This window comes from Crocosphaera sp. XPORK-15E (genome assembly GCF_034931425.1).
In the GTDB taxonomy this organism is placed as follows: domain Bacteria; phylum Cyanobacteriota; class Cyanobacteriia; order Cyanobacteriales; family Microcystaceae; genus UHCC-0190.
Genome location: NZ_JAYGHQ010000017.1, coordinates 26,681 through 48,030 on the forward strand (window position 1 = coordinate 26,681; position 21,350 = coordinate 48,030).

23 protein-coding genes are annotated in these 21,350 nt (G+C 39.3%); 12 read left to right on the forward strand and 11 right to left on the reverse strand.

Going from position 1 to position 21,350, the window contains the following annotated elements:
- Window positions 1-288: 288 nt before the first annotated feature.
- The 5 genes from VB691_RS18810 to VB691_RS18830 all read left to right on the forward strand — a co-directional run bounded on the left by VB691_RS18810 (window position 289) and on the right by VB691_RS18830 (window position 4,162).
- Entirely contained in the window at window positions 289-600 is a 312-nt protein-coding gene (locus VB691_RS18810; protein WP_323293061.1) for a carbon dioxide-concentrating mechanism protein CcmK, read from the forward strand.
- Window positions 601-660: 60 nt separating this feature from the next.
- Window positions 661-996: a BMC domain-containing protein gene (locus VB691_RS18815; RefSeq protein ID WP_323293062.1), complete on the forward strand. Its 336-nt coding sequence runs from the start codon at window positions 661-663 to the stop codon at window positions 994-996.
- A gap of 19 nt (window positions 997-1,015) precedes the next feature.
- Window positions 1,016-1,315: a EutN/CcmL family microcompartment protein gene (locus VB691_RS18820; protein ID WP_323293063.1), complete on the forward strand. Its 300-nt coding sequence runs from the start codon at window positions 1,016-1,018 to the stop codon at window positions 1,313-1,315.
- Window positions 1,316-1,427: 112 nt separating this feature from the next.
- Window positions 1,428-3,416: a ribulose bisphosphate carboxylase small subunit gene (locus tag VB691_RS18825; protein WP_323293064.1), complete on the forward strand. Its 1,989-nt coding sequence runs from the start codon at window positions 1,428-1,430 to the stop codon at window positions 3,414-3,416.
- A gap of 53 nt (window positions 3,417-3,469) precedes the next feature.
- A complete protein-coding gene (locus VB691_RS18830) occupies window positions 3,470-4,162 on the forward strand; it encodes a transferase (protein WP_323293065.1) in 693 nt (230 codons plus the stop codon).
- 36 nt (window positions 4,163-4,198) lie between these two features.
- Here VB691_RS18830 and VB691_RS18835 read toward each other — a convergent pair whose 3' ends face one another.
- Window positions 4,199-4,603, reverse strand: a complete 405-nt coding sequence (locus VB691_RS18835) for a DUF4259 domain-containing protein (RefSeq protein ID WP_323293066.1) — start codon at window positions 4,601-4,603, stop codon at window positions 4,199-4,201.
- A gap of 114 nt (window positions 4,604-4,717) precedes the next feature.
- Here VB691_RS18835 and VB691_RS18840 point away from each other — a divergent pair, with 114 nt between their 5' ends.
- Window positions 4,718-4,861: a hypothetical protein gene (locus VB691_RS18840; RefSeq protein WP_323293067.1), complete on the forward strand. Its 144-nt coding sequence runs from the start codon at window positions 4,718-4,720 to the stop codon at window positions 4,859-4,861.
- A gap of 58 nt (window positions 4,862-4,919) precedes the next feature.
- Here the strand turns inward: VB691_RS18840 and VB691_RS18845 are convergent, their stop codons facing one another.
- From VB691_RS18845 to VB691_RS18855, 3 genes are all read right to left on the reverse strand, one after another.
- The gene (locus VB691_RS18845) at window positions 4,920-5,522 is read right to left on the reverse strand and encodes a Uma2 family endonuclease (protein WP_323293068.1); all 603 of its coding nucleotides are present in this window, start codon (window positions 5,520-5,522) and stop codon (window positions 4,920-4,922) included.
- Between the two features lie 143 nt (window positions 5,523-5,665).
- Complete coding sequence (locus tag VB691_RS18850) at window positions 5,666-6,241, reverse strand: Uma2 family endonuclease (RefSeq protein WP_323293195.1); 576 nt, start codon at window positions 6,239-6,241, stop codon at window positions 5,666-5,668.
- Window positions 6,242-6,359: 118 nt separating this feature from the next.
- The gene (locus tag VB691_RS18855; RefSeq protein WP_323293069.1) at window positions 6,360-7,658 is read right to left on the reverse strand and encodes a hypothetical protein; all 1,299 of its coding nucleotides are present in this window, start codon (window positions 7,656-7,658) and stop codon (window positions 6,360-6,362) included.
- A gap of 540 nt (window positions 7,659-8,198) precedes the next feature.
- Here VB691_RS18855 and VB691_RS18860 point away from each other — a divergent pair.
- The 5 genes from VB691_RS18860 to psbM all read left to right on the forward strand — a co-directional run bounded on the left by VB691_RS18860 (window position 8,199) and on the right by psbM (window position 11,100).
- Window positions 8,199-9,617, forward strand: coding sequence for a form I ribulose bisphosphate carboxylase large subunit (locus VB691_RS18860; RefSeq protein WP_323293070.1), 1,419 nt, complete (start codon window positions 8,199-8,201; stop codon window positions 9,615-9,617).
- Window positions 9,618-9,699: 82 nt separating this feature from the next.
- The gene (gene rcbX, locus VB691_RS18865; RefSeq protein ID WP_323293071.1) at window positions 9,700-10,095 is read left to right on the forward strand and encodes a RuBisCO chaperone RbcX; all 396 of its coding nucleotides are present in this window, start codon (window positions 9,700-9,702) and stop codon (window positions 10,093-10,095) included.
- A 32-nt stretch (window positions 10,096-10,127) separates the two neighbouring features.
- Window positions 10,128-10,463: a ribulose bisphosphate carboxylase small subunit gene (locus VB691_RS18870; RefSeq protein WP_323293072.1), complete on the forward strand. Its 336-nt coding sequence runs from the start codon at window positions 10,128-10,130 to the stop codon at window positions 10,461-10,463.
- A 164-nt stretch (window positions 10,464-10,627) separates the two neighbouring features.
- Window positions 10,628-10,921 (forward strand): 2Fe-2S iron-sulfur cluster-binding protein, encoded by a 294-nt coding sequence (locus tag VB691_RS18875; RefSeq protein ID WP_323293073.1) that lies wholly within the window; start codon window positions 10,628-10,630, stop codon window positions 10,919-10,921.
- A gap of 71 nt (window positions 10,922-10,992) precedes the next feature.
- Window positions 10,993-11,100, forward strand: coding sequence for a photosystem II reaction center protein PsbM (psbM, locus tag VB691_RS18880; protein WP_323293074.1), 108 nt, complete (start codon window positions 10,993-10,995; stop codon window positions 11,098-11,100).
- Window positions 11,101-11,189: 89 nt separating this feature from the next.
- On the opposite strand, the gene VB691_RS18885 is transcribed toward psbM, so the two are convergent.
- From VB691_RS18885 to VB691_RS18915, 7 genes are all read right to left on the reverse strand, one after another.
- On the reverse strand, window positions 11,190-11,957 hold the full coding sequence (locus VB691_RS18885; RefSeq protein ID WP_323293075.1) for a YebC/PmpR family DNA-binding transcriptional regulator: 768 nt from the start codon (window positions 11,955-11,957) through the stop codon (window positions 11,190-11,192).
- Window positions 11,958-12,000: 43 nt separating this feature from the next.
- Window positions 12,001-13,470: a DNA phosphorothioation system restriction enzyme gene (locus tag VB691_RS18890; RefSeq protein WP_323293076.1), complete on the reverse strand. Its 1,470-nt coding sequence runs from the start codon at window positions 13,468-13,470 to the stop codon at window positions 12,001-12,003.
- A 136-nt stretch (window positions 13,471-13,606) separates the two neighbouring features.
- Window positions 13,607-13,954, reverse strand: coding sequence for a phage holin family protein (locus VB691_RS18895; RefSeq protein WP_323293077.1), 348 nt, complete (start codon window positions 13,952-13,954; stop codon window positions 13,607-13,609).
- A 33-nt stretch (window positions 13,955-13,987) separates the two neighbouring features.
- Window positions 13,988-15,298, reverse strand: a complete 1,311-nt coding sequence (proA, locus tag VB691_RS18900; protein ID WP_323293078.1) for a glutamate-5-semialdehyde dehydrogenase — start codon at window positions 15,296-15,298, stop codon at window positions 13,988-13,990.
- Window positions 15,299-15,496: 198 nt separating this feature from the next.
- Complete coding sequence (locus tag VB691_RS18905; protein ID WP_323293079.1) at window positions 15,497-16,147, reverse strand: cold shock and DUF1294 domain-containing protein; 651 nt, start codon at window positions 16,145-16,147, stop codon at window positions 15,497-15,499.
- Between the two features lie 86 nt (window positions 16,148-16,233).
- Window positions 16,234-17,916 carry a DUF3352 domain-containing protein gene (locus tag VB691_RS18910; protein ID WP_323293080.1) on the reverse strand — a complete coding sequence of 561 codons (1,683 nt, stop codon included), beginning with the start codon at window positions 17,914-17,916 and terminating at the stop codon, window positions 16,234-16,236.
- A gap of 200 nt (window positions 17,917-18,116) precedes the next feature.
- Window positions 18,117-19,715, reverse strand: a complete 1,599-nt coding sequence (locus VB691_RS18915; RefSeq protein WP_323293081.1) for a helix-turn-helix domain-containing protein — start codon at window positions 19,713-19,715, stop codon at window positions 18,117-18,119.
- A 788-nt stretch (window positions 19,716-20,503) separates the two neighbouring features.
- Here VB691_RS18915 and nadC point away from each other — a divergent pair.
- On the forward strand, window positions 20,504-21,349 hold the full coding sequence (nadC, locus tag VB691_RS18920) for a carboxylating nicotinate-nucleotide diphosphorylase (RefSeq protein ID WP_323293196.1): 846 nt from the start codon (window positions 20,504-20,506) through the stop codon (window positions 21,347-21,349).
- Window position 21,350: the final 1 nt, after the last annotated feature.

Genomic DNA, 21,350 nt, shown 5'->3' on the forward strand with positions numbered 1-21,350 from the left:
TAGGTTGATAAGTTAGCTACCCCCGTCGGTTTTTTCCGGTGGGACTAGGTTTATGCCAGTCAGTCAAGACTAACAACCCAACCCCATAGACTTAGATCAAGTCTATGCCCTAAGAGCTTGTTGTAAGACAAGGATAGCAGACCGCCGACTGGCAACAAAGGATTGCGCTAGGGAACCCTATAAATAGGGATATTTGGTCTGAACAAGGCTAAAAAGTTTCCTAAAAAATTGTTAGGAGACGATCTGTTCGTAAAGTTGTTTAGTTTGGCTCAAACGAGAGAATACACTATGTCAATTGCTGTTGGAATGATTGAAACCTTGGGTTTTCCTGCCGTTGTTGAAGCAGCAGATGCCATGGTTAAGGCAGCCCGTGTTACCTTAGTCGGGTATGAAAAAATTGGCAGCGGTCGCGTCACCGTCATTGTGCGGGGTGATGTGTCAGAAGTGCAAGCCTCAGTCTCGGCTGGCGTTGATGCTGTCAAACGAGTTAATGGGGGAGAAGTTCTGTCTACCCATATTATTGCTCGTCCCCATGAAAATCTCGAATATGTCCTACCCATTCGCTACACCGAAGCTGTAGAAGCATTCCGGGCCTATTAGTCATTTTTTGTCTTTAAACCGTCAAACAAATTAAAAAGTATCATCATAGGAGAAAAACTCATGTCAATTGCTGTTGGAATGGTAGAAACCCTCGGTTTTCCCGCCGTGGTTGAAGCGGCTGATGCGATGGTCAAAGCAGCCCGTGTTACCTTAGTTGGATATGAAAAAATCGGTAGTGGTCGCGTTACAGTTATTGTGCGGGGCGATGTTTCCGAAGTTCAAGCATCTGTATCTGCTGGCATTGAAAATGTCGGACGGGTTAATGGGGGACAAGTTTTGTCCACCCATATTATTGCCAGACCCCATGAAAACCTGGAATATGTTTTACCCATTCGTTACACCGAAGCCGTAGAACAATTCCGCGAAAGTGTTAATCCTCCTTTTAGAAGGGTCTAAACAGACATTACCAAGCATAATGCAAATCGCTAAAGTTCGAGGCACCGTTGTCAGTACCCACAAAACTCCGAGTTTAACCGGGACAAAGCTTTTGTTGCTCCAATTCATTGATGCTCAAGGGCAACCTCTTCCTAAATATGAAGTGGCCGCGGATCTAGTCGGTGCAGGAATTGATGAGTGGGTATTAGTATCAAGAGGGAGTGCTGCTCGCATTGAAAGTGGAATGGAACAACGCCCCATTGATGCGATGGTAGTGGGGATTATTGATACTATCACGGTAGAAAATCGTAAACTTTACAGCAAAAAAGACGATTATTAAGCCGGAAGGTAGTCAAAAATCTTCAGTTAGTCATCATTGCCGACTGATAACTGATAACTGACAACTGACAACCAAGAACTGATAACTGATAATTAGGAGGACTTAAATTGTCATGGTAGTCCGCACAGCAGCGGCCCCCCCGACACCTTGGTCAAAAACCCTAGCCGAACCCCGAATTGATGACAGTGCCTATGTGCATTCTTTTTCTAACCTGATTGGAGACGTTCAAGTGGGTGCTAATGTTTTAATTGCCCCAGGAACATCCATTCGTGCCGATGAAGGAACCCCTTTTTGCATCGGAGAAGGCACCAATATTCAAGATGGTGTGGTCATTCATGGCTTAGAAAAAGGACGGGTTGTGGGAGATGACGGCCAAGAATATTCGGTTTGGATCGGGAAACAGGCCTGTATTACACACATGGCCCTGATTCATGGGCCAGCCTATATTGGCGATGGCTGTTTTATTGGCTTTCGTTCAACGGTATTTAATGCCAGAGTGGGCCAGGGTTGCATTGTCATGATGCACGCCTTGATTCAAGATGTAGAAATACCCCCAGGAAAATACGTCCCCTCTGGTGCAGTTATCACAAACCAACAACAGGCGGATCGTCTCCCTGATGTAACAGAGAGCGATCGCGCCTTTGCCAATCATGTGGTAGAAATCAACGACGCATTACGAGTTGGCTATCAATGTGCTGACAATTCAGCTTGCATTATGCCGATTCGTGAGCAGTTGGAAAAGTCTATAAATGACGTTAATCAGATTGATTATAGAAATTCGGTGACAAGTATGAGTTTAAGTTCAGACATCGTAGCCCAAGTCCGTTCTCTGCTGTCCCAAGGCTATACCATTGGGGTAGAACACGCGAATCAACGGCGTTTCCGTACAAAATCTTGGTTAACAGGCGGCACTTTTAATGGCCGTGTTGACCAAGTTTTAGGGGAATTAGAAGGCTGTTTACAAGAACATCAGGGAGAATATGTCCGCTTGATCGGGGTTGATAGTCAGGCGAAAAAGCGTGTCCTAGAAGTGATTGTGCAACGCCCAGAGGATACCCCTGGTGAACCCAGTCGCCTGACTACCACCAAAAATACCAGTAATGGCCACGGCAAGACTGGCAGTAACGGCAATGGTAGCATGGATAGCGATATTACCTCCCAAGTTCGTGCTTTACTCCATCAAGGGTATAAAGTGGGAACTGAATATGCCAGTCAACGCCGCTTCCGTACCAGTTCTTGGTTAACTGGGCCTGCCATTGAAAGTCAGCGAGAATCTGATGTCATGCGGGAATTACAAACTGTTTTGGCCGAACATGATAATGAGTATGTCCGTTTGATTGGCATTGATTCTAGTGCTAAGCGACGGGTACTCGAAACCGTGATTCATCGTCCAGGAGAAGGGGGCAAAATTCACAGCAATGGAACCGTTGCTTCTCCCAGAGTGAGCAAAGATAGCGCGTCTCAGTCTGGCAGTGGTGGGTTAAGTGCTGAAGCGATCGCCCAAGTTCGTTCCTTACTTTCTCAAGGGTATAAAATTGGCACAGAACACGCAGATAAACGGCGTTTCCGTACCAAATCTTGGCAAAGTTGTTCCCCCATTGATAGTAACCGTGAATCTGAGGTAATTGCAGCTTTAGAAGGCTGTTTAGCGGAACATCAAGGGGAATATGTTCGTTTAATTGGTATTGATAGCCAAGCGAAACGACGAGTATTACAAACGATTATTCAACGGCCAGGTTTAGCATCAAGTAATGGTGCTAGTACAACCACTGCAACAGCAACCGCTACCCCTGGAACCCGCAGCTATTCGAGTAATGGCAATGGCCATGTTGCTACCAGTAATTTAACGGCTGAAATTGTTACTCAAGTCCGTTCATTACTTTCTCAAGGACATAAAATTGGCACAGAACACGCAGATAAACGGCGTTTTCGTACCAAATCTTGGCAAAGTTGTTCTCCCATTGATAGTAACCGTGAATCCGAGGTAATTGCAGCTTTAGAAGGCTGTTTAGCGGAACATCAAGGGGAATACGTCCGTTTGATTGGTATTGATAGCCAAGCAAAACGGCGTGTTTTAGAAGCGATTATCCAACGTCCTTAATTGTGTGCAGGGGGTAAGACAATCTTGCCCCTTCTGACTACTTAGTAATAGTAATGCCCTTACCCCTTATTCATCCGCCGACTCAGTTAGATATTTGCGTGATTGGTGACGTTACCATTCATGAGGGTGCAGTAGTGGCACCAGGGACTATTTTGCAAGCTGCGCCTAATAGTCGTATTGTGATACGGGAAGGGGCTTGTATTGGTATGGGAACCCTGATTAATGCTTATCAGGGAGACATTTATATTGAATCTGGTGCTATGTTAGGGGCCGGGGTTTTGGTGGTTGGTCAGAGTAAAATTGGTAAAAATGCCTGTATTGGGTCTTCTACAACTATTATCAATACTTCTATTGAAGCAGGAACAACTATTGAAGCGGGATCATTAATTGGTGATATGTCTCGCGGGTTTACGTCGGAAAAAGCTGAAACTTCCCAAGCAATAAAATCAGAAAATAATGGTTCTTCTCCTGATAGGAATGGTTCTATTCCTAAACCAGAAATAACTGAAGATAAACAACCCGCATTTATGGAAAAAATGGAAGATTTATGGTTAGAAGCAGAGACAGAGGTGCCGGAAATGCCAGAAATTCCGACAATACCTAAACCTTCTCCTGAACCGAAAAATGCTCCTGTGGTGGGTCAGATTTATATTAATCAACTTTTATGCACATTGTTTCCTGAACGTCAAGGTTTTAATCGTTTTCAAAACAATTCTTCATCAGATGATTCTACTAAAAACGATTAATTTTTGACTTTGTTGCGATCGCCTTATTTTTCATTATTATCCCAATCTTGCCAGAAGATTATTAACACTATTACTCCAGGTGTCATATTCATCAGATTCTTGCCAAACTTCCCGAAGTTCAGAATTATTCAACACCCTTTGTACTGCATTGCTTGCTTTTTCTACGACTGTCGGGGATAGTTGTTTTTGTCGTTTTTTGGTTAACCAAATTATTACTTCTTGAGGAAGATCTGGAGAAGGGTTTCCTAATAATGCGGCGACAACTTCAGCAGCAGCAATGGTGATACTTGCTTCAAAAATATCAAGATAATCATCTTGATTACAATTAAGAATTCGTTCAAATTGCTTAATAATAAAGACAACATCTTCATTATTTTCCAGTTCAGAAACCCAGTCAAGGGCATAATCATTTTCAAACGCTTCGTAACCCCAAACGCCCATAATATTACTTTCCTGACTTAAATAGTGATCAAAAGTCGTACTGATGACAAGTTCGGTAGAACCAAAATTGTTAAACTAAAGTTAGCACAATTTGGGGAGTTGAGGACAAATCAGATGACAATTGATGATAAATGGCTTTTAACAGAATATGAGACAAAAGAATCTATTTTAAAATTATCGTCAGTTCAGTTTGAAATTAGTTTAGAAGAATTATATAAACGAGTTAATTTTTCAGAAAGTGGGCAAGAAGAAACTTGATGAAGTCAGAAGTAGGGGCTTAATATTGTTAAGGCCTTACAGAAGTCATAAGTTAAGATTATTGTTGAAAGATCTGTTTTGGGGTTAAATTTAGTTCAGGAAAAAGAGGAGAAATTAAGCTATCGCTACCTTTAAATAATTGTAATTGATATTCGCCATCAATTAATTGACAAATCGTAATTGTTGGTTCTTTAGGAAAGCCTATATATCGCTTACCACCTAATCCTAAATAATCTATAATCCAATATTCAGTAATACCTAAAGTTTCATAATCAGTCATTTTATAAACATAGTCATCTCGCCAATTGGTACTAACTACTTCAACCACTAAACGAACCGATGAACCTTTTGTAATAGTTGATGATTTTTCCCAAAGAGGTTCGGTACTTAAAAAATTGCGATCTAAAACTAAAATATCGGGACGATAAGCATTATCTTGATTAGGTAATTTAACTAAAGTAGAACTAGATATAAAATAAGGGAGTTTTAAACCACGAATTTGCAAAAATATCTCCCCCGACAAAAAAGCAATCACTTGTTCATGTTTTCCCGTTGGTTGCATTTCAACAGCTACCCCCTCAATTAATTCATAACGCCCGTTTTCTGGATTCCAGTCCAAAAATTCAGCAAAAGTCATCAGGTTAGTTGCATTTAAAGCCATTTTACCCCCTATAACTTAACAATCTCTATCCTTTATTCTAGTTTACTTCAAAAAAACTTGTCGGGTGGTCAAATGGTTATGATTCATGATGCAATTGTTAAATTATCGGGATTTGCCCACCCTACTATCTGTCTGATGACTTCTTACCAAACTATTCCCAAATCTAAAACAAATTCAGGTAAAATATCCTCACCAGATAAAAACTTTGGCTCATTTAACACTTCTTTAGCTTGTCCCTGACGATAAATCTCAACTTGACGTAATTTGCTCACAATTAACCAACCCAACCTAACACCATTAGCTTGATATTCTGCCATTTTATCCTGTGTATTTTTTAAACTATCACTAGGAGACATCAATTCTAAAACAAAATCAGGAGCAATAGGCGGGAATTTTTCTCGTTGTTCGAGGGTTAATTGATTCCATCTTTCTAACCTTATCCAAGATACATCAGGAGAACGATTTGCACCATTAGGAAATTTAAAACAAGTATTAGAATCAAATACTTTACCTAATTTTGTTTGACGATTCCATAAAGCAAACTCAGTGGTTAATTCAGCATTACAGTTTCCTGTTTCTCCTCCTGTCGGTGGCATAATAATTAATTCTCCCTTAGCATTCCGTTCAAAATTTATCTCAGGATTTTTACGACACAGTTGATAAAATTGCTCATCCGTCATTTTGCCAAGGGGTTCTAAATCTAGAGTATAAGTAATCATCTTTTTTCGTCTTCGTTTATCTTCTAATTCAAAAATTTCCACAATTGTAGGGTGGGCAAAAGAAGATAACTAAAAGATTAATTGAGAAATCTTTATTCATTGCCCACCAAAGTGACCGTTAAGCTTGTTTCTTACCTTTAGCAACCAAAGCCCCTAAACCTAATCCTAATAAAGCTGACACACTAACAGGTTCGGGTACTTGTTCAGTTACTTCTGGTTGTTGCTGATATAAATAAGCAGACCCAGAACTCTCTGCCCCAGTGTTATCCCGATAAGCTCCAATCAAGGCATTTGCGCCACTAATAGACACGGAGTTGCCAAACTGGTCGCCAGGTTGAGGGTCAGGGTTGTTAAAAGTCTTAATGAGATCGCCTGTTTCTGTGTTAAACAAATAGGCAAACCCCCCATCCGTTGCCCCTGTATTAATATCACCATTAGCCCCAATCAAAACATTTGTGCCATTAATGGACACGGAACGACCAAACTGGTCACCAGTTTTAGGGTCAGGGTTGTTAAAAGTCTTAAGGAGATCGCCTGTTTCTGTGTTAAACAAATAGGCAACGCCCGCATCTGTCGCCCCTGTGTTATCGCCCCAAGCCCCAATTAGGGCATTTGTGCCGCTGATGGACACTGACCAGCCAAACCAGTCATCAGATTGAGGGTCAGGGTTGTTGAAGGTTTGGAGGAGGTCGCCTGTTTCCGTATTAAATAAATAGGCAGACCCCGCATTTGTTGCCCCTGTGTTATCTTGACTAGCCCCAATTAATGCGTATGTGCCATCAACAGAGACAGAATAGCCAAACCAGTCGCCAGCTTCAGGGGTGGGGTTGTTAAAAGTTTGGAGTAGGTCGCCTGTTTCCGTATCAAACAAATAGGCAGACCCGGCATCCGTTGCACCCGTGTTATCACGAATAGCCCCAATCAAGGCATTTGTCCCATCAATGGACACGAAATGGCCAAACTCGTCACCAGTTTCAGGGGTGGGGTTGTTGAAGGTTTGGAGAAGATCACCGTTTACCGTATTAAACAGATAGACAGACCCGGCATTCTCTGCCCCTGCATCATCAAAATTAGCCCCAATCAATGCGTATATGCTACTAATGGACACAGACCGGCCAAAAAGGTCGCCAATTTGAGGGTCGGGGTTGTTGAAGGTGTGAAGGAGGTTGCCTGTTTCCGTATCAAACAAATAGGCAGATCCCGCATCTGTTGCCCCGGTGTCATCTAGAACAGCCCCAATCAATGCCTTTGTATGATTGGTGGACACAAAACCACCAAACCAGTCGCCAGCTTCAGTAGTAGGATTATTGAAGGTTTGGGTTAAATTAAAAGGGGTAAAAGCTTGGGCGGGAGCGAGTAAGGCGGTGAAAGAAGTCGCTACAGCTAACAGAGAAAAACTAGCACTTTTTCGCATCATTGTTTTTATTTTTGAGACAAATTTAATGTTTATACTACGGAATTTAACACAGGGGGGAGTCAAGCTTTGTCACAAAAATTCTAGCTAAATTTGGCTTTACAATTTATAGTCAAATTATCTGTTTACAGGACAGACGAATAATTTCCCCAGGATACTAAGCAATCATACTCATAGCACTCATTCAACTTATGTAAATATTTATAAATTTTTTAGGATAAATGATCCAATGTCTGATAAGGGAGAAAACCGAATGAACTACGATAAATCCGGTATTAGGGACTGATTAGTTAAATTAATCAGACTGTCTACGAATTGTAATATAAAAACACAAAATTAGCGGTAAAGAGAATGTTAAAACGATCAACCTCTCATGATATGATTAGGACTCGAAAAGCAGATAAGTGAATTAACGGTTAGTAGAGCAGACTTCTCGTAACCGAATAACTTTCTAATATTTTTCTCTATTGCGAGTGAGTTGAGGCTGACTCGCGCGCTGATAAACGAGAAATTAACGATGCCCATTCATGGAGGAATGACTAAATGGCACAAGCTACAGCTAAATCAGGGTTCAAGGCTGGCGTACAAGATTATCGCCTGACCTATTACACCCCCGACTACACCCCCAAAGATACCGACCTTCTGGCGTGCTTCCGCATGACCCCCCAACCAGGTGTTCCTCCTGAAGAAGCAGGTGCAGCAGTAGCAGCAGAATCTTCCACCGGAACCTGGACAACAGTTTGGACAGATAACTTAACCGACTTAGATCGTTATAAAGGTCGTTGTTATGATATCGAACCCGTTGCTAATGAAGATAACCAGTATTTCTGCTTCATTGCTTATCCTTTAGATTTGTTTGAAGAAGGATCTGTCACCAACGTTCTCACCTCTTTAGTAGGTAACGTTTTCGGGTTCAAAGCATTACGGGCATTACGTTTAGAAGATATTCGTTTTCCTGTTGCTTTAATCAAAACCTTCCCTGGCCCTCCCCACGGTATCACCGTTGAACGGGATAAATTAAACAAATATGGTCGTCCCTTATTAGGTTGTACCATTAAGCCCAAACTCGGTCTGTCTGCTAAAAACTACGGACGCGCTGTTTATGAGTGCTTACGGGGTGGCTTAGACTTCACCAAAGACGACGAAAATATTAACTCTCAGCCCTTCATGCGTTGGCGCGATCGCTTCTTGTTTGTACAAGATGCTATCGAAAAAGCTCAAGCAGAAACTAACGAAGTTAAAGGTCACTACCTCAACGTAACCGCCGGAACCTGCGAAGAAATGATGAAGCGGGCCGAGTTCGCCAAAGAAATTGGCACTCCCATCATCATGCACGACTTCTTAACGGGTGGTTTCACAGCCAACACCAGTTTATCGAAGTATTGTCGTGATAATGGCTTATTACTGCACATTCACCGTGCTATGCACGCAGTAATTGACCGTCAGAAAAATCATGGTATTCACTTCCGCGTTTTAGCCAAGTGTTTACGTTTATCTGGTGGTGATCACCTCCACTCTGGAACCGTTGTCGGTAAATTAGAAGGGGAAAAAGGCATCACTATGGGGTTTGTTGACCTCATGCGTGAAGACTACGTTGAAGAAGACCGCGCTCGTGGTATCTTCTTTACCCAAGACTATGCTTCTATGCCTGGAACCATGCCTGTTGCTTCAGGTGGTATCCACGTTTGGCATATGCCCGCCTTAGTGGAAATCTTTGGTGATGACTCCTGCTTACAGTTTGGTGGTGGAACCCTTGGACACCCCTGGGGTAATGCTCCTGGTGCAACCGCTAACCGTGTGGCTCTGGAAGCTTGTATTCAAGCTCGTAACGAAGGTCGTTCCCTCGCTCGTGAAGGTAATGATGTTATTCGTGAGGCTTGTCGCTGGAGTCCTGAATTAGCCGCAGCTTGCGAACTGTGGAAAGAAATTAAATTTGAGTTTGAGGCAATGGATACACTCTAATTTAGGGTTAGTTGTTAGTTTTTAGGGAATATCAAACACTATTAACTAACAACAGTGTCCCAGGAAGGACAGGTAGGTACTCATGTATCCCAAAAAAATTGCTAATGACACAGCAGAGGTTTTGCAAAGTTACCTGACTTATCAAGCGGTTCGCGTTATCATCGACCAATTATCGGAAACTAACCCGAAACAAGCCATTTGGTTGAGACAATATGTGTCCTCCCATAATATTCAACAGGGAGAACCGTTTATTGAAGGGTTAATGACGGAAGATAAGGAGTTAGTCTTGCGAATTCTGAAGGTGCGGGAATATCTCGCATCGGAGGTGCTGGAATTTATTCCCCAGATGGTACGTCATCGCATTAGTCAGGCCAATGTAGAACACCGTCGTCAGCTATTGGAGAGGCTTACCAGTTCTTTCTCTGTCTCCTCATCCTCTCATCCTGAGTCGGAGAGTGATGACTCAAACTGTCTTTAACTGTGATTAACCGAGATAGGAATAAACCAACAATGAAAACATTACCTAAAGAGCGTCGTTACGAAACTCTGTCCTATTTGCCCCCTTTAACTGATCAACAAATCGTTAAGCAGATTCAATATTTGTTAGATCAAGGTATGATTCCTGGGGTTGAATTTGAAGAAGCCCCCGAACCCACTACCTACTTCTGGACAATGTGGAAGTTACCTTTATTTAGTGCTTCTTCTCCTCAAGAAGTGTTAGCTGAAGTGCGGGAATGCCGTTCTGAGTATCCTAATGCTTATATTCGTGTGATTGGTTTTGACAACATCAAACAATGTCAAACCACCAGCTTTATCGTTCATAAGCCTAATACTCGTGCCTTCTAATAGGTTTTAAAGGCTTCGAGACAAAATTTTGCCGCCTACCTACGCTAGTTTTTAGGTAGGTTTTTTTTGTCTTTTTTCTTAAGATCTGGATCATTTCGCAAAATATCTTATAATTTCTTAATATTAAGGAAGCAAGTTTAGCACTGACAGTGAAAGGAGGGCAGATGACGATTAATTTTGTCAAAGAGAATAAAGAGGTAGTATTTGCACAGGGTTCCAACCTACGGGAAAAAGCTTTGCAAAATAAAGTTGATATCTATACCTTTAAAGGAAAATTGACCAACTGCGGGGGTTATGGACAATGTGGTACTTGTGTTGTCGAAATCGTGTCAGGGATGGAAAATCTATCGCCTCGTACTGATTTTGAACAGCGTGTCCTCAAGAGAAAACCTGATAGTTACCGTTTAGCCTGTCAAACTATGGTTAATGGCCCGGTGACAGTGAAAACTAAACCCTAACTATAATTGGCCTTGGTAATGATATTCTAAGAGTTGTTGTTTTCGTTTGATGACGGAGAGGAAGGAGATCCATGCAAGTTAACAATCTTGGTTTTATTGCTAGTATTCTTTTTGTGCTAGTTCCTACCGTGTTTCTGCTGATTTTATTCATTCAAACTCGCAAAGAAACCGAATCTTAAGCCGTTTTTTACGAATGCTTAATGTTGAAAAATGGGGTAACTAGACAGATCTGGTTTACTCCATTTTTTTTGAGGAACAGAGAATAGTATTAACCGACAGTCAACATCATTAATTCTTCCGCCATCTCAAAATTAGCAGTCACATTCTGTACATCATCTAAAGATTCTAAAGCATCCATTAACCGGAGTAAAAATTTTGCTAGATCTGGATCATTTATTTCTATATTATTATTAGGAGTCCACCTTAATTCTGCTTCTGTCACATTAAAATTTTTGTCTTTTAAGATCTGGGTTAAGGTATCTAAATTTGAGACAGAGGTAAACACTTCAGCCCCTAGATATTCCTCATCTGTAAATAATTCATAACTGTCTGCTTCCCCTTCAAGAGAAGCTTCTAATAGGGCATCTTCATTAATTTTCCCTTCTAATCTTACCACCCCTTTTTGATCAAACATCCAACTTACGCAGCCCGTTTCCCCTAAGTTTCCGCTATTTTTATTAAAAGCTGAACGTAAGTCTGCTGCAGTGCGATTTCTATTATCAGTAAAGGCTTCTATGAGAATGGCAACACCCCCAGGGCCATAGCCTTCATAGCGTATTTCTTCATAGATAGTATCATCATTTTCGTAGGTTCCTGCCCCTTTAGCGATCGCCCGTTCAATATTATCATTAGGAATACCAGCAGCTTTAGCTTTTTCAATGGCAGTGCGTAGTTGAAAGTTACCTGTGGGGTCAGGAACTCCATGTCTAGCAGCAACAATTATAGCACGGGATAACTGAGCGAAAGTTTTACCTTTTTTCGCGTCTACTCTTTCTTTTTGGCGTTTAATATTAGCCCACTTACTATGTCCTGCCATTGGAATTATTCTAACGGGTTTACTTAATTATAGTTTACTATATTTAGAGTTGATATTGTTCTTGAATCACCATTAATTTTTGGCTTGCTTCTTCGGCATTTTGGGCAGTTTTAGCAAATTCCATAAACCGTTTTAGTTCTTTTCGTAATAGGTTTCGCTCCACTTCCCAGGTTTGCCGATCTAAATCGGGTGGCATAACTATCATATCATAAATAATGGCTTGTTTTTTATTAGGATGGGGTCGTAAAACTCGGCCCCTTCGCTGTATAAATTGATGGGGGTTTCCCGTACTAGCTAAAATCACGGCTTGTTGTATTTCTGGAATGTCTACTCCTTCATCTAAACAGCGAATTGAAACTAAGCCTTGTAAGTCTCCTCTCTCAAATTGTTGGCGAATTTTTTCTCGTTCTTCTAATGGGGTTTCTGCGGTATAAGTATTAACACGATAACCTAATTCTACTCCTAAAATGCGGGTGACAGCTTCAATTTGTCTTTGATAATTCAGGTTGCCATTGTCTAAATAACCATCTCCACAATAAAATAGTGTATGTTTGGTTTCTCGGCGAGTTTGCATCAAGTCTCGTAAAGCGTTTAATTTATTTTCTGCTGTCCCTATTAAGCGCGATCTTTGCATTAATAATGCGGTTAAATTTTCATTGTTTCTCATACTATCATTTTTACCCAATGCCCAACCAATTCGTTGTGTTAATTTGGCATAGTTAAAGGCTTCTGATTCTGTTAAGTTGACAAAAATTGGATAATATAAATAAGAGACTAGGGCTTTCTTTTTAATAGCATCTGAAAGAGTAAATTCGGGCTTAATAACCTCCCCAAAGTAATTTAATAAAGCATCGGTTCCTTCTTCATCAAAGTATCTTTCTGGGGTAGCAGATAAGGCTAATCTTAAACCAATATTTCGGGGTAAACTTGCTTCAAAACGCGGGGAACCTAAATGATGAGCTTCATCACCAACAATTAAGGTTTTCTCTGAAAAAAATTTAATTTGAGATTGAAATCCTTGATTAATTAAGGTTGAATTTGTAGTAATAATTGTTAAAAATAATTTATTTTTAGCTTGAATATTGTATAATTCTACCGAAAGTTGACTTTGCCAATTATGAACACTTTCAAAGGCTAAAATTGGATTAAGATTAAATTTTTGACATTCTCTTTCCCATTGAATAACTAAATGACGATAGGGACAAACCACTAATAAAACTTGTAGTCCAATTTTTTCATATAATTCTGTAGTAATGGCTAAAGCAGTAATAGTTTTACCACTTCCTGTTGCCATTTTTAGAGTTCCCCTTCCCTTATTTTTAAACCAATTAATAACTGCTTGTTGTTGATAGTCTCTTAATTTTATTGAGTTGGGAATTTTAGGTGTTCCGGTGGGAAATGTTTGGTAGAAACTGCTTTTTTCAGAAACTCGATAATTACGCGATCGCTTTTCATATTCTTTAACTAATTTATCCCAATCAATTGTTAAATTTATTTGATTATATTCGTCCATATTTAGGCACTTATTATAATTAAATTTTGACTTATGTAGAGGCAATTCATGAATTGCCTCTACCGCTTAATGTAACACAGACTTCTAGTTTGTCACAAGCATCTTAATTGTGTTACAAAAATATCTCTACAACTGATTATTTTACCCCTCCCACAACCCCCATTAATAAACTATTAACAATACTCAGAAAAATTGAGCCAAAAATAGCACTCAAAAAACCATATCTTAAACGAAAACCTTGCACTAAAGCAGCAGCTAAACCAAAAACAATGGCATTAATGATAAAGAGAAATAACCCTAATGTTATGATGGTTAAGGGAATTGTCAAGAAGATTAACACTGGTTTAACTAAAGCGTTTAAAATCCCAAAAACAATGGCAGCAACTAAGGCTTTCCAAAAATCATCCACTTCAACCCCAATGGGTAACTGTGCAATAATTAATAAACTGATAGCAGTTATGAGCCAAGCAATCAAAAAATCCATGATACTATGTCCTAAAACAAAATTTTACCCTTATTATAATGATAAATCTTTATGAGTAAAAGGTTTGGCATTTTCACCGGAATAAGTGGCCGCAATGTGACCATTTCCTGTAATTTGATACTTATAAGTCACTAAACCTTCTAACCCTACAGGGCCTCTTGGGGGCATTTTTTGGGTACTAATTCCCACTTCGGCCCCAAACCCATAACGAAACCCATCAGCAAAACGGGTTGAACAGTTATGATAGACTCCCGCAGCATCAATTTTGTTCATGAATATTTGAGCATTTTTCTCATCTTCAGTCACAATAGCATCGGTATGTTTTGAACCATAAATATTGATGTGATTAATAGCTGTTTCTAAAGAGTCTACAATCTTAATAGATAAGATTAAATCACTGTATTCTGTTTTCCAATCTTCTTCTGTTGCGGGTGTAATATCAAGATATTTTAGGGTGAGTTTATCTCCTCTTAATTCCACTTGATAAGTTGCTAAAGCTTTGGCTATTTCCGGTAAAAATTGAGGGGCAATATTTTGATGAACTAACAAAGTTTCGATGGCATTACAAGCAGCAGGATATTGAGTTTTAGAATCAACTGTAATGGAAATTGCCTTTTCTAAGTCAGCTTTTTTATCGATGTATAAATGACAAATTCCATCCGCATGGCCTAACACTGGAATGTTAGTATTTTCTTGAATAAATCTAACAAATTCATTTGATCCTCTGGGGATAATTAGATCTACATAATCATCTAATTTTAAAAGGCTATGAATTTCTTCACGGGTTGTTAATAATTGTACCGCATCAGGATTAACTTTAGTATTACTTAAAGCTTCTCGAATCACTTTAACTAAAATTTGACAAGAATTAATGGCCTCTTTACCGCCTTTTAATATAACCCCATTGCCTGATTTTATGGCTAAACTGGTGATTTGAATTAAGGCTTCGGGACGGGCTTCAAAAATAATACCTAAGACTCCTAAAGGGCAGCTTATACGTTTTAAAATTAAGCCCTCATCTAATTCTCTGTGCATGGAGATACTACCCACTGGATCAGTTAATTTAATAACATCTCTGATCCCTTTAATAGTGGCTTTAAGTTTAGTTTCTCCAAGCTTTAAACGGTTATATAAAGGTTTAGGAATTCCGGCTGTTTCTGCCGCTTGACAGTCAGTTTCATTGGCTTGAATAATGTCTTTAGTATTGCTTTCTAAAGCTTGGGCGATCGCTTCAATAGCTTGGTTGCGATCGCCTGTTGAAAGTATGCCCAATTGACGAGCAGCTTCACGGGTTTTTTGAGCAATTTCTGTTAAAGATAATGATTTATTTTGAGTTGATACCATAATCAATTAAGATAGTTATTTTTGTGATGTTATAATCATAACAAATTATATTAATTATTAATTTATTTTGCATATATTCTTAACAATCAATTGACGTTAAAATATCGAAGAATAATTATCATTGCTAATTGATGACTCAAAAAATTGCTCTATTGATTAATCAAGAGAATTTAACAAGAAGTAATAATCGAGAGAGTATCAATTTTTAAAATTACTACGGAGAAATATTTTCATTATTGTCCCACTTAAAAACAACCAATCTACCCAAAATGCAATATGTAATGTAACGATTATCCAAAATACAACTTGATAAGAACGTTTGATGTTTTTGTGTCGCAGTTTTCTTTGAGCAACAAATCCCCCTAACCATCCACCAGCAAGTTCACATAGGTGTAACATTTGCTCTGAGATTCTCCAGTCTCCGCGTTTTGCACGAGACTTATCATTAGCATATAAAGCAAAAGTTAGGAAACTCATAAGAGGATAAAGAATCAGTGGGATAGGATTTGCCGTTATCCAAGTAAAATGAATTGATCCGATCAAAGGCAGACTTGATAACAGTAATAGTTCTAAAATTGGAAACGGGTATTTACTAATATTATTAGATGTAGATGAAGAATTTTTCTTGATCCTTGCTCCTAAAATGAAAGCATTACAAGCACGAGTTTTTCCATTTTCAGTTACAGTATAATAACAAATTATATCCCCTACTTGTGGGCGGCGAGTTGAGTCTTTAAGTTCAGAAATGTGCAGAAAAACCTCTAGACTTTCATCGGTTGGTTGAATGAAGCCAAATCCTCTTTCATCTTTCCATTTGATGAGTTTTCCTTGACGCAAACCAGGTTCCATTATTGTTTTATTCACCTTAATATTTAGACGCTTATTTGTAGTAAGCAGGTTGGATTTCGTTCCTCAACCCAACCTACTATTATCCGTTAAACCCCCACATTAAAGAAAATGGTTGCACGACGAATTCCTTGTTCACTTCCTTCACTACTTAAGGTAAAAGATCGGAGATTTTTTAATAAAGGTTTAACCCCAAATTCTACAACCCGTGCAATGGGTAACTTCTTGGTTAAAATTGGCTCACTTTCCTGCCAATTTAGATAGAAATAACCGTCATTTTCTGGGGATAATCCTGCAATAATGTTCTGAAATTCTTCCGTATTAACTAACTTTAGAGAATCAGAAGAAATTGCCTGAGACATGGCTTCTACTGAGGTAGAAAAGATGACATAATCATCAATTTCTCCATAAACACCGCTAACTTGTGCTTCCAAACGGGCTAAACTATTTTTATCAGTTTTAACTGCCGTTCTTAGCTTTGTCCAAACCGTAACTGTCTGCCCTGACAAAGATAAATTACCCGCACTATAACCCTTACTTTTTGCCAATTCATCAAATTGTTTTAACACCCCATTTATATCAACATCAGGAACTTTTTGAGCCACAAAAATCCAATCTGGTTCACCCCCATCATGATCAGGCACTAAGCCTAAACTAAATTCCCCTTGCACCCAAGGAAACACATCTTTAGTTAAATTCAATCCTAAAGGTTCTTGGAGATAGCTTATTGAACGATTTAAGACCTGTTGTAAGGGACTATCAACATCTAATCCTGTTTCAATTTGCTGCCATAATTGATTTAAGTCCGTTCCCGTTGCTGTTAATAAAGTCGTAGCAGGAAGATAAGCTAATGCACCCACCGGGGCCGATAAAGCAGGGAGACGATCACTTTCTCCTGAGACTCCAATTAAGGCAGTTTGGGCCACTAACCCATCAGATTTGATGGAAAAAGCAATAGTTAGGGTTTGGGTGATTTCTGGTAATTCAGGAATAGGTAAATTAGCTAACCAAGCAGAAAGGGCCGGAAAATTGGTATATACTACCCCAATTTTGGGATCAGTAATGGTCTTTAACGCATCTTGATAACCCGTCGCATTTCTTAGGTTTAAATCAGGAACCTGAACATTATTAATTGCTTCTCTTAAGACAGCAGTATCATTGGCAAAAAGTACCATATTTCCTACCACCGCACTCGCAGATAATGGCGTATTTTTGGTCAGGTTTGGATTCCGTTGTGCGATTAAATTAACCCCTTTATAAGATTCAAAAATTAAATCAGAACTTCCTGCGATCGCTTCCTTAGAATAGGAAGTTTGGAGGAATTCTTTAGCTAATTGTTGATCCTTAGTAGAAACTGCTAATAAATATCCTGGTTTAACCCCATTATCAGGATCATGATCGAAGTCCAAAGAAGTCACCGCGAGGGTAATTTCTTCCCCTAACCAGGGTTGAATTTGGGTTTGATAATCTAATCCTGTTTTTGCTAAGAGAGTTTTTTCTAGGGTTAATAATTCTTTATGCGATCGCCGTCGATTTTGAGGAGAAGCGATCAAACGAGCGAGGGCATCTAAGCGATCGGGATTCACTAACAAAGATACCATAACAGGGGCTTGTTTCGGCACAAAAATCGCTGCCGTGGGTTCTTTTGTAACCCCTCCCTGTAATAAGTTTAGGGGACTTTGCCCCAAGATCCAAGAGAGACTCCCACCCGCAAGGGACAGAAGCAGAATAACACTAAGAGTGAGAGTAAGGAAAAAAGGACGAAGCTTCACTGTTACCTGTAGGGAATGACTAACTACCATTATTCATTGTGACATTCTGTGTCCGAAACCGAGAAAAGATTCTCAAAAAGATTTAAACTTAAAACGCTATATTTTATTTCTTTACGGGTTGAAAAGTTGAAGCAGGTAAGTCCTGTTTGTATTGTCTTCAATTATTCTAGAGGTTATTCGGCTAGGAACTTCCGCCCGCTTCAAGAGATTTCTAAGACGCTTTGTAAAATGGCTCGATCTTCTGGTTTAGCGGAAAATCTCCCATTCTCTAAGTCTCGAATCCAACTTTGGCTTTTACCTATTTTTTCCGCTAAAGCTCTTTGACTTAATCCTTTGCTTTGTCTCGCGGCGAGAATTTGCTCGGCGGAGAATTCGGGTGATTTTTTAACACGAGTTTTGCGATTACTTTTGCGTTGTTTTTTCTGCTCAAATTTGGCAAGTTGTTCTTCCCATTCCGCAGGGAGTTCAAAGTTTAAAATTCTGGCTTTCATTAACCAATTCCATTTACCCCTAGGCCCCGCATCAGTTAAACGATGTTCTTGAGAGCCATCATTAATCCAAAAGTCTAAAGCTTCTTCGGCATCATCAGGAAGTTCCGCTAATTTTACCCAGAGAGGTTGAATGGTTGAGGGATAGGAAACGGGGTCAAAAACGGCTTTTATTCCATAATGATTTAATACTTCTAAATCACTTTCAAAGGTGCGTAATAGCCGTTTACGTTGCTCTCGTTGAATGTCTGCTTGAGCCATCTTTTCTTGGCCGTAGGCAACTCGCATTAAGGTGGGAACGGTAATACATTGTTTTCTGCCCATTTTACTTTTAAAGAGCAACCACAACATGATTCTTACGGCCCCTTGATGTTGTTGCCAAATACTCATGACGGTATTTAATAAAAAGTGAGGCAAAGAACCATATTGATAGAAGGCAATACGTTGACTATAGGCTTGTTTATTTAAGAAGTATTTAGCCCAAATTCCGGCTTTTAAGGTAAAGGTTAAACCCGTAAGATGTTGACAACCGGAATCATCGATTTGAAAATGATGTTGAATTTTTAATAAGTGCCAAAGGGGATTTTCTGGGACGGTAAACCCTTTGACTTTTCCCTGTTGTGGCCAGTCTATGGATGCTAGTAATTGACAGGGTTGTTGTACTAAGGTCTTAATTAAGGTTAATTTGGTAGCTTTACTTAAATCTTTACGTTTATCTAAGCCTAAATATTGCTCGATTTGTTGATCGCTAATGATAAATTCTTCTTCCCAAGGTTTCTCTAATGTGGTGGTGTATGCGGCAAATAAAAGATGCAAACAAGCGGCTCTAATATCAATTAATTCTAGTTTAGATGGGTCGGATAAATATTCAATGGATTCGCATGAAAAATCTAAGGTATCATTTAAGCGAAAGATGATTTTACCTCTCCCTTGTTTGACAGATCGCTCATAATATAGGTATCCTTCGGGGTCTTTTTCCCAAGGTAAAGCGGTGGCACGAGTTAATACACTACACCCTTCCCAGATCACCATTGATGAGGCAAATGGGGTGTTTTTTCCATTAATAAATAATTCGGGAGATGTGGAAACTCTGGCTACAGTTTTATAGCGTCCTTTTTTAGCTTGTGTTGGGCTAGGACTACTGATGGGACATTGGACAATACACTGAGGTTCTTCATAATAACCTTCGCAATTATTACACAGTTTTTGATCGATCCAATATTCACCATCATCTATTTTGATGGCACCCGTAGGACATTTGATTTGACAGCTTTCACAGATTGAACAACTATCAGAAATTGTATAAGACATGGTAGTTCATGGTGGATGGCGACAAATCAATCAAGAAACCATCATGTTATCGATTCGGTTGAATTAAATATTAATCCTAGGAACCTCTAATGAGTCAAGCATCTTGATCATAATAATTCCTTGACTTATCACTCACACAACATCGATTTAATTCTGACTTGATTGGTCAGTTTATCAGATAGAGAAACTTTTTGTTTAAAAGCCTCTAACTGAACGTTGCATTTTTGGTGTTGATCAACACTTCTCACAGTTTTCATAGTATTTAATTATTGTGTTTATAATCTGTTTATAATGAACATTTTGCTAGACCTCTGTCTCTATAATTTTTAGGTATACTTTATTATTTCTCTAGAATAATTATCCTTATTTAGCAATCCTTAATGAATTTTATGAATAATACTAAGGGGGATATCTCTCCAGTTTTGGGCAAGATTAATCCCTCTAAGCCTTATTGTCAAAGGATTTTAGCCGAGAATTACTCAGAAAAAAGCAAAAGCAAACCTATAGTTATCTGGTATAGTTTTGGGACAAGCACAGCTTAACTGCTCTCAAACTACAGATGGTATAATTGATTATTTGTAAATTAAATTAAAGTTAATTGATCAAATTGTAATCTTTGCTTAATGGGGCTGATCAAGACTAGACAATTGGTTCAGCTATTCGTTATGATTTACGGTAAGCATTCTCAGCCATCGAGCCTCTCTGATTATGTATATTTTTATCACAATTATTTAAAAATTGTTGAGCAACCAGTAAAAAAAGCTGTTATCATTGAAGATGAAAGAATGATGTTACCTTCTGCCATTATTTTAGATCCGTTACTTGTTCATTGGTTACAAGAAGATATTGGTCGCGGCGATCGCACTACGGACGGATTATTGCTGTCAGATTTGGGATCGGGAGAATGGATCGCTAAAGCATCGGGTGCGATCGCAGGTTTACCTGTCGCTGCTAGGGTATTTCAATTATTAAATCCTGGTGTTACTTTCATCCCTGTGGTAAAAGAAGGTGAAACTGTCCAACCTGGCCAGGTTATTGCTAAGATTGAGGGGCCATTAGATGCCTTATTAACTGGGGAAAGAGTCGCCTTAAATTTAGGAATGCGACTGAGTGGCATTACAACCATGACGCGGCAATATGTGGATAAAATTGCCGATTTACCCACCCAGTTAGTGGATACCCGTAAAACCACCCCAGGATTAAGGATATTAGAAAAGTATGCAGTTTGGGTAGGGGGTGGAGTTAATCATCGTATGGGGTTAGATGATGGGGCAATGATTAAAGATAATCATATCAAAGCGGCGGGAAGTATTCAAGAGGCAATTAAACGCATTCGTAAAACTATTCCTTATCCCTTAACCATTGAAGTCGAAACAAGTAATCTTCAAGAAGTAGCAGAAGCTCTAAAATATGGGGCAGATATTATTATGTTAGATAATATGAAAGTCGATTTAATGAAGCAAGCTGTTTCGATGATTAGAAAGGAGAATGAACGGGTTAAAATTGAAGCATCAGGTAATATTACGTTAGAAACCATCAGAGAAGTAGCAGAAACAGGGGTTGATTATATTTCTAGTAGTGCGACAATTACGCGATCGCCTTGGTTAGATTTAAGCATGAGACTGTATGAATAAT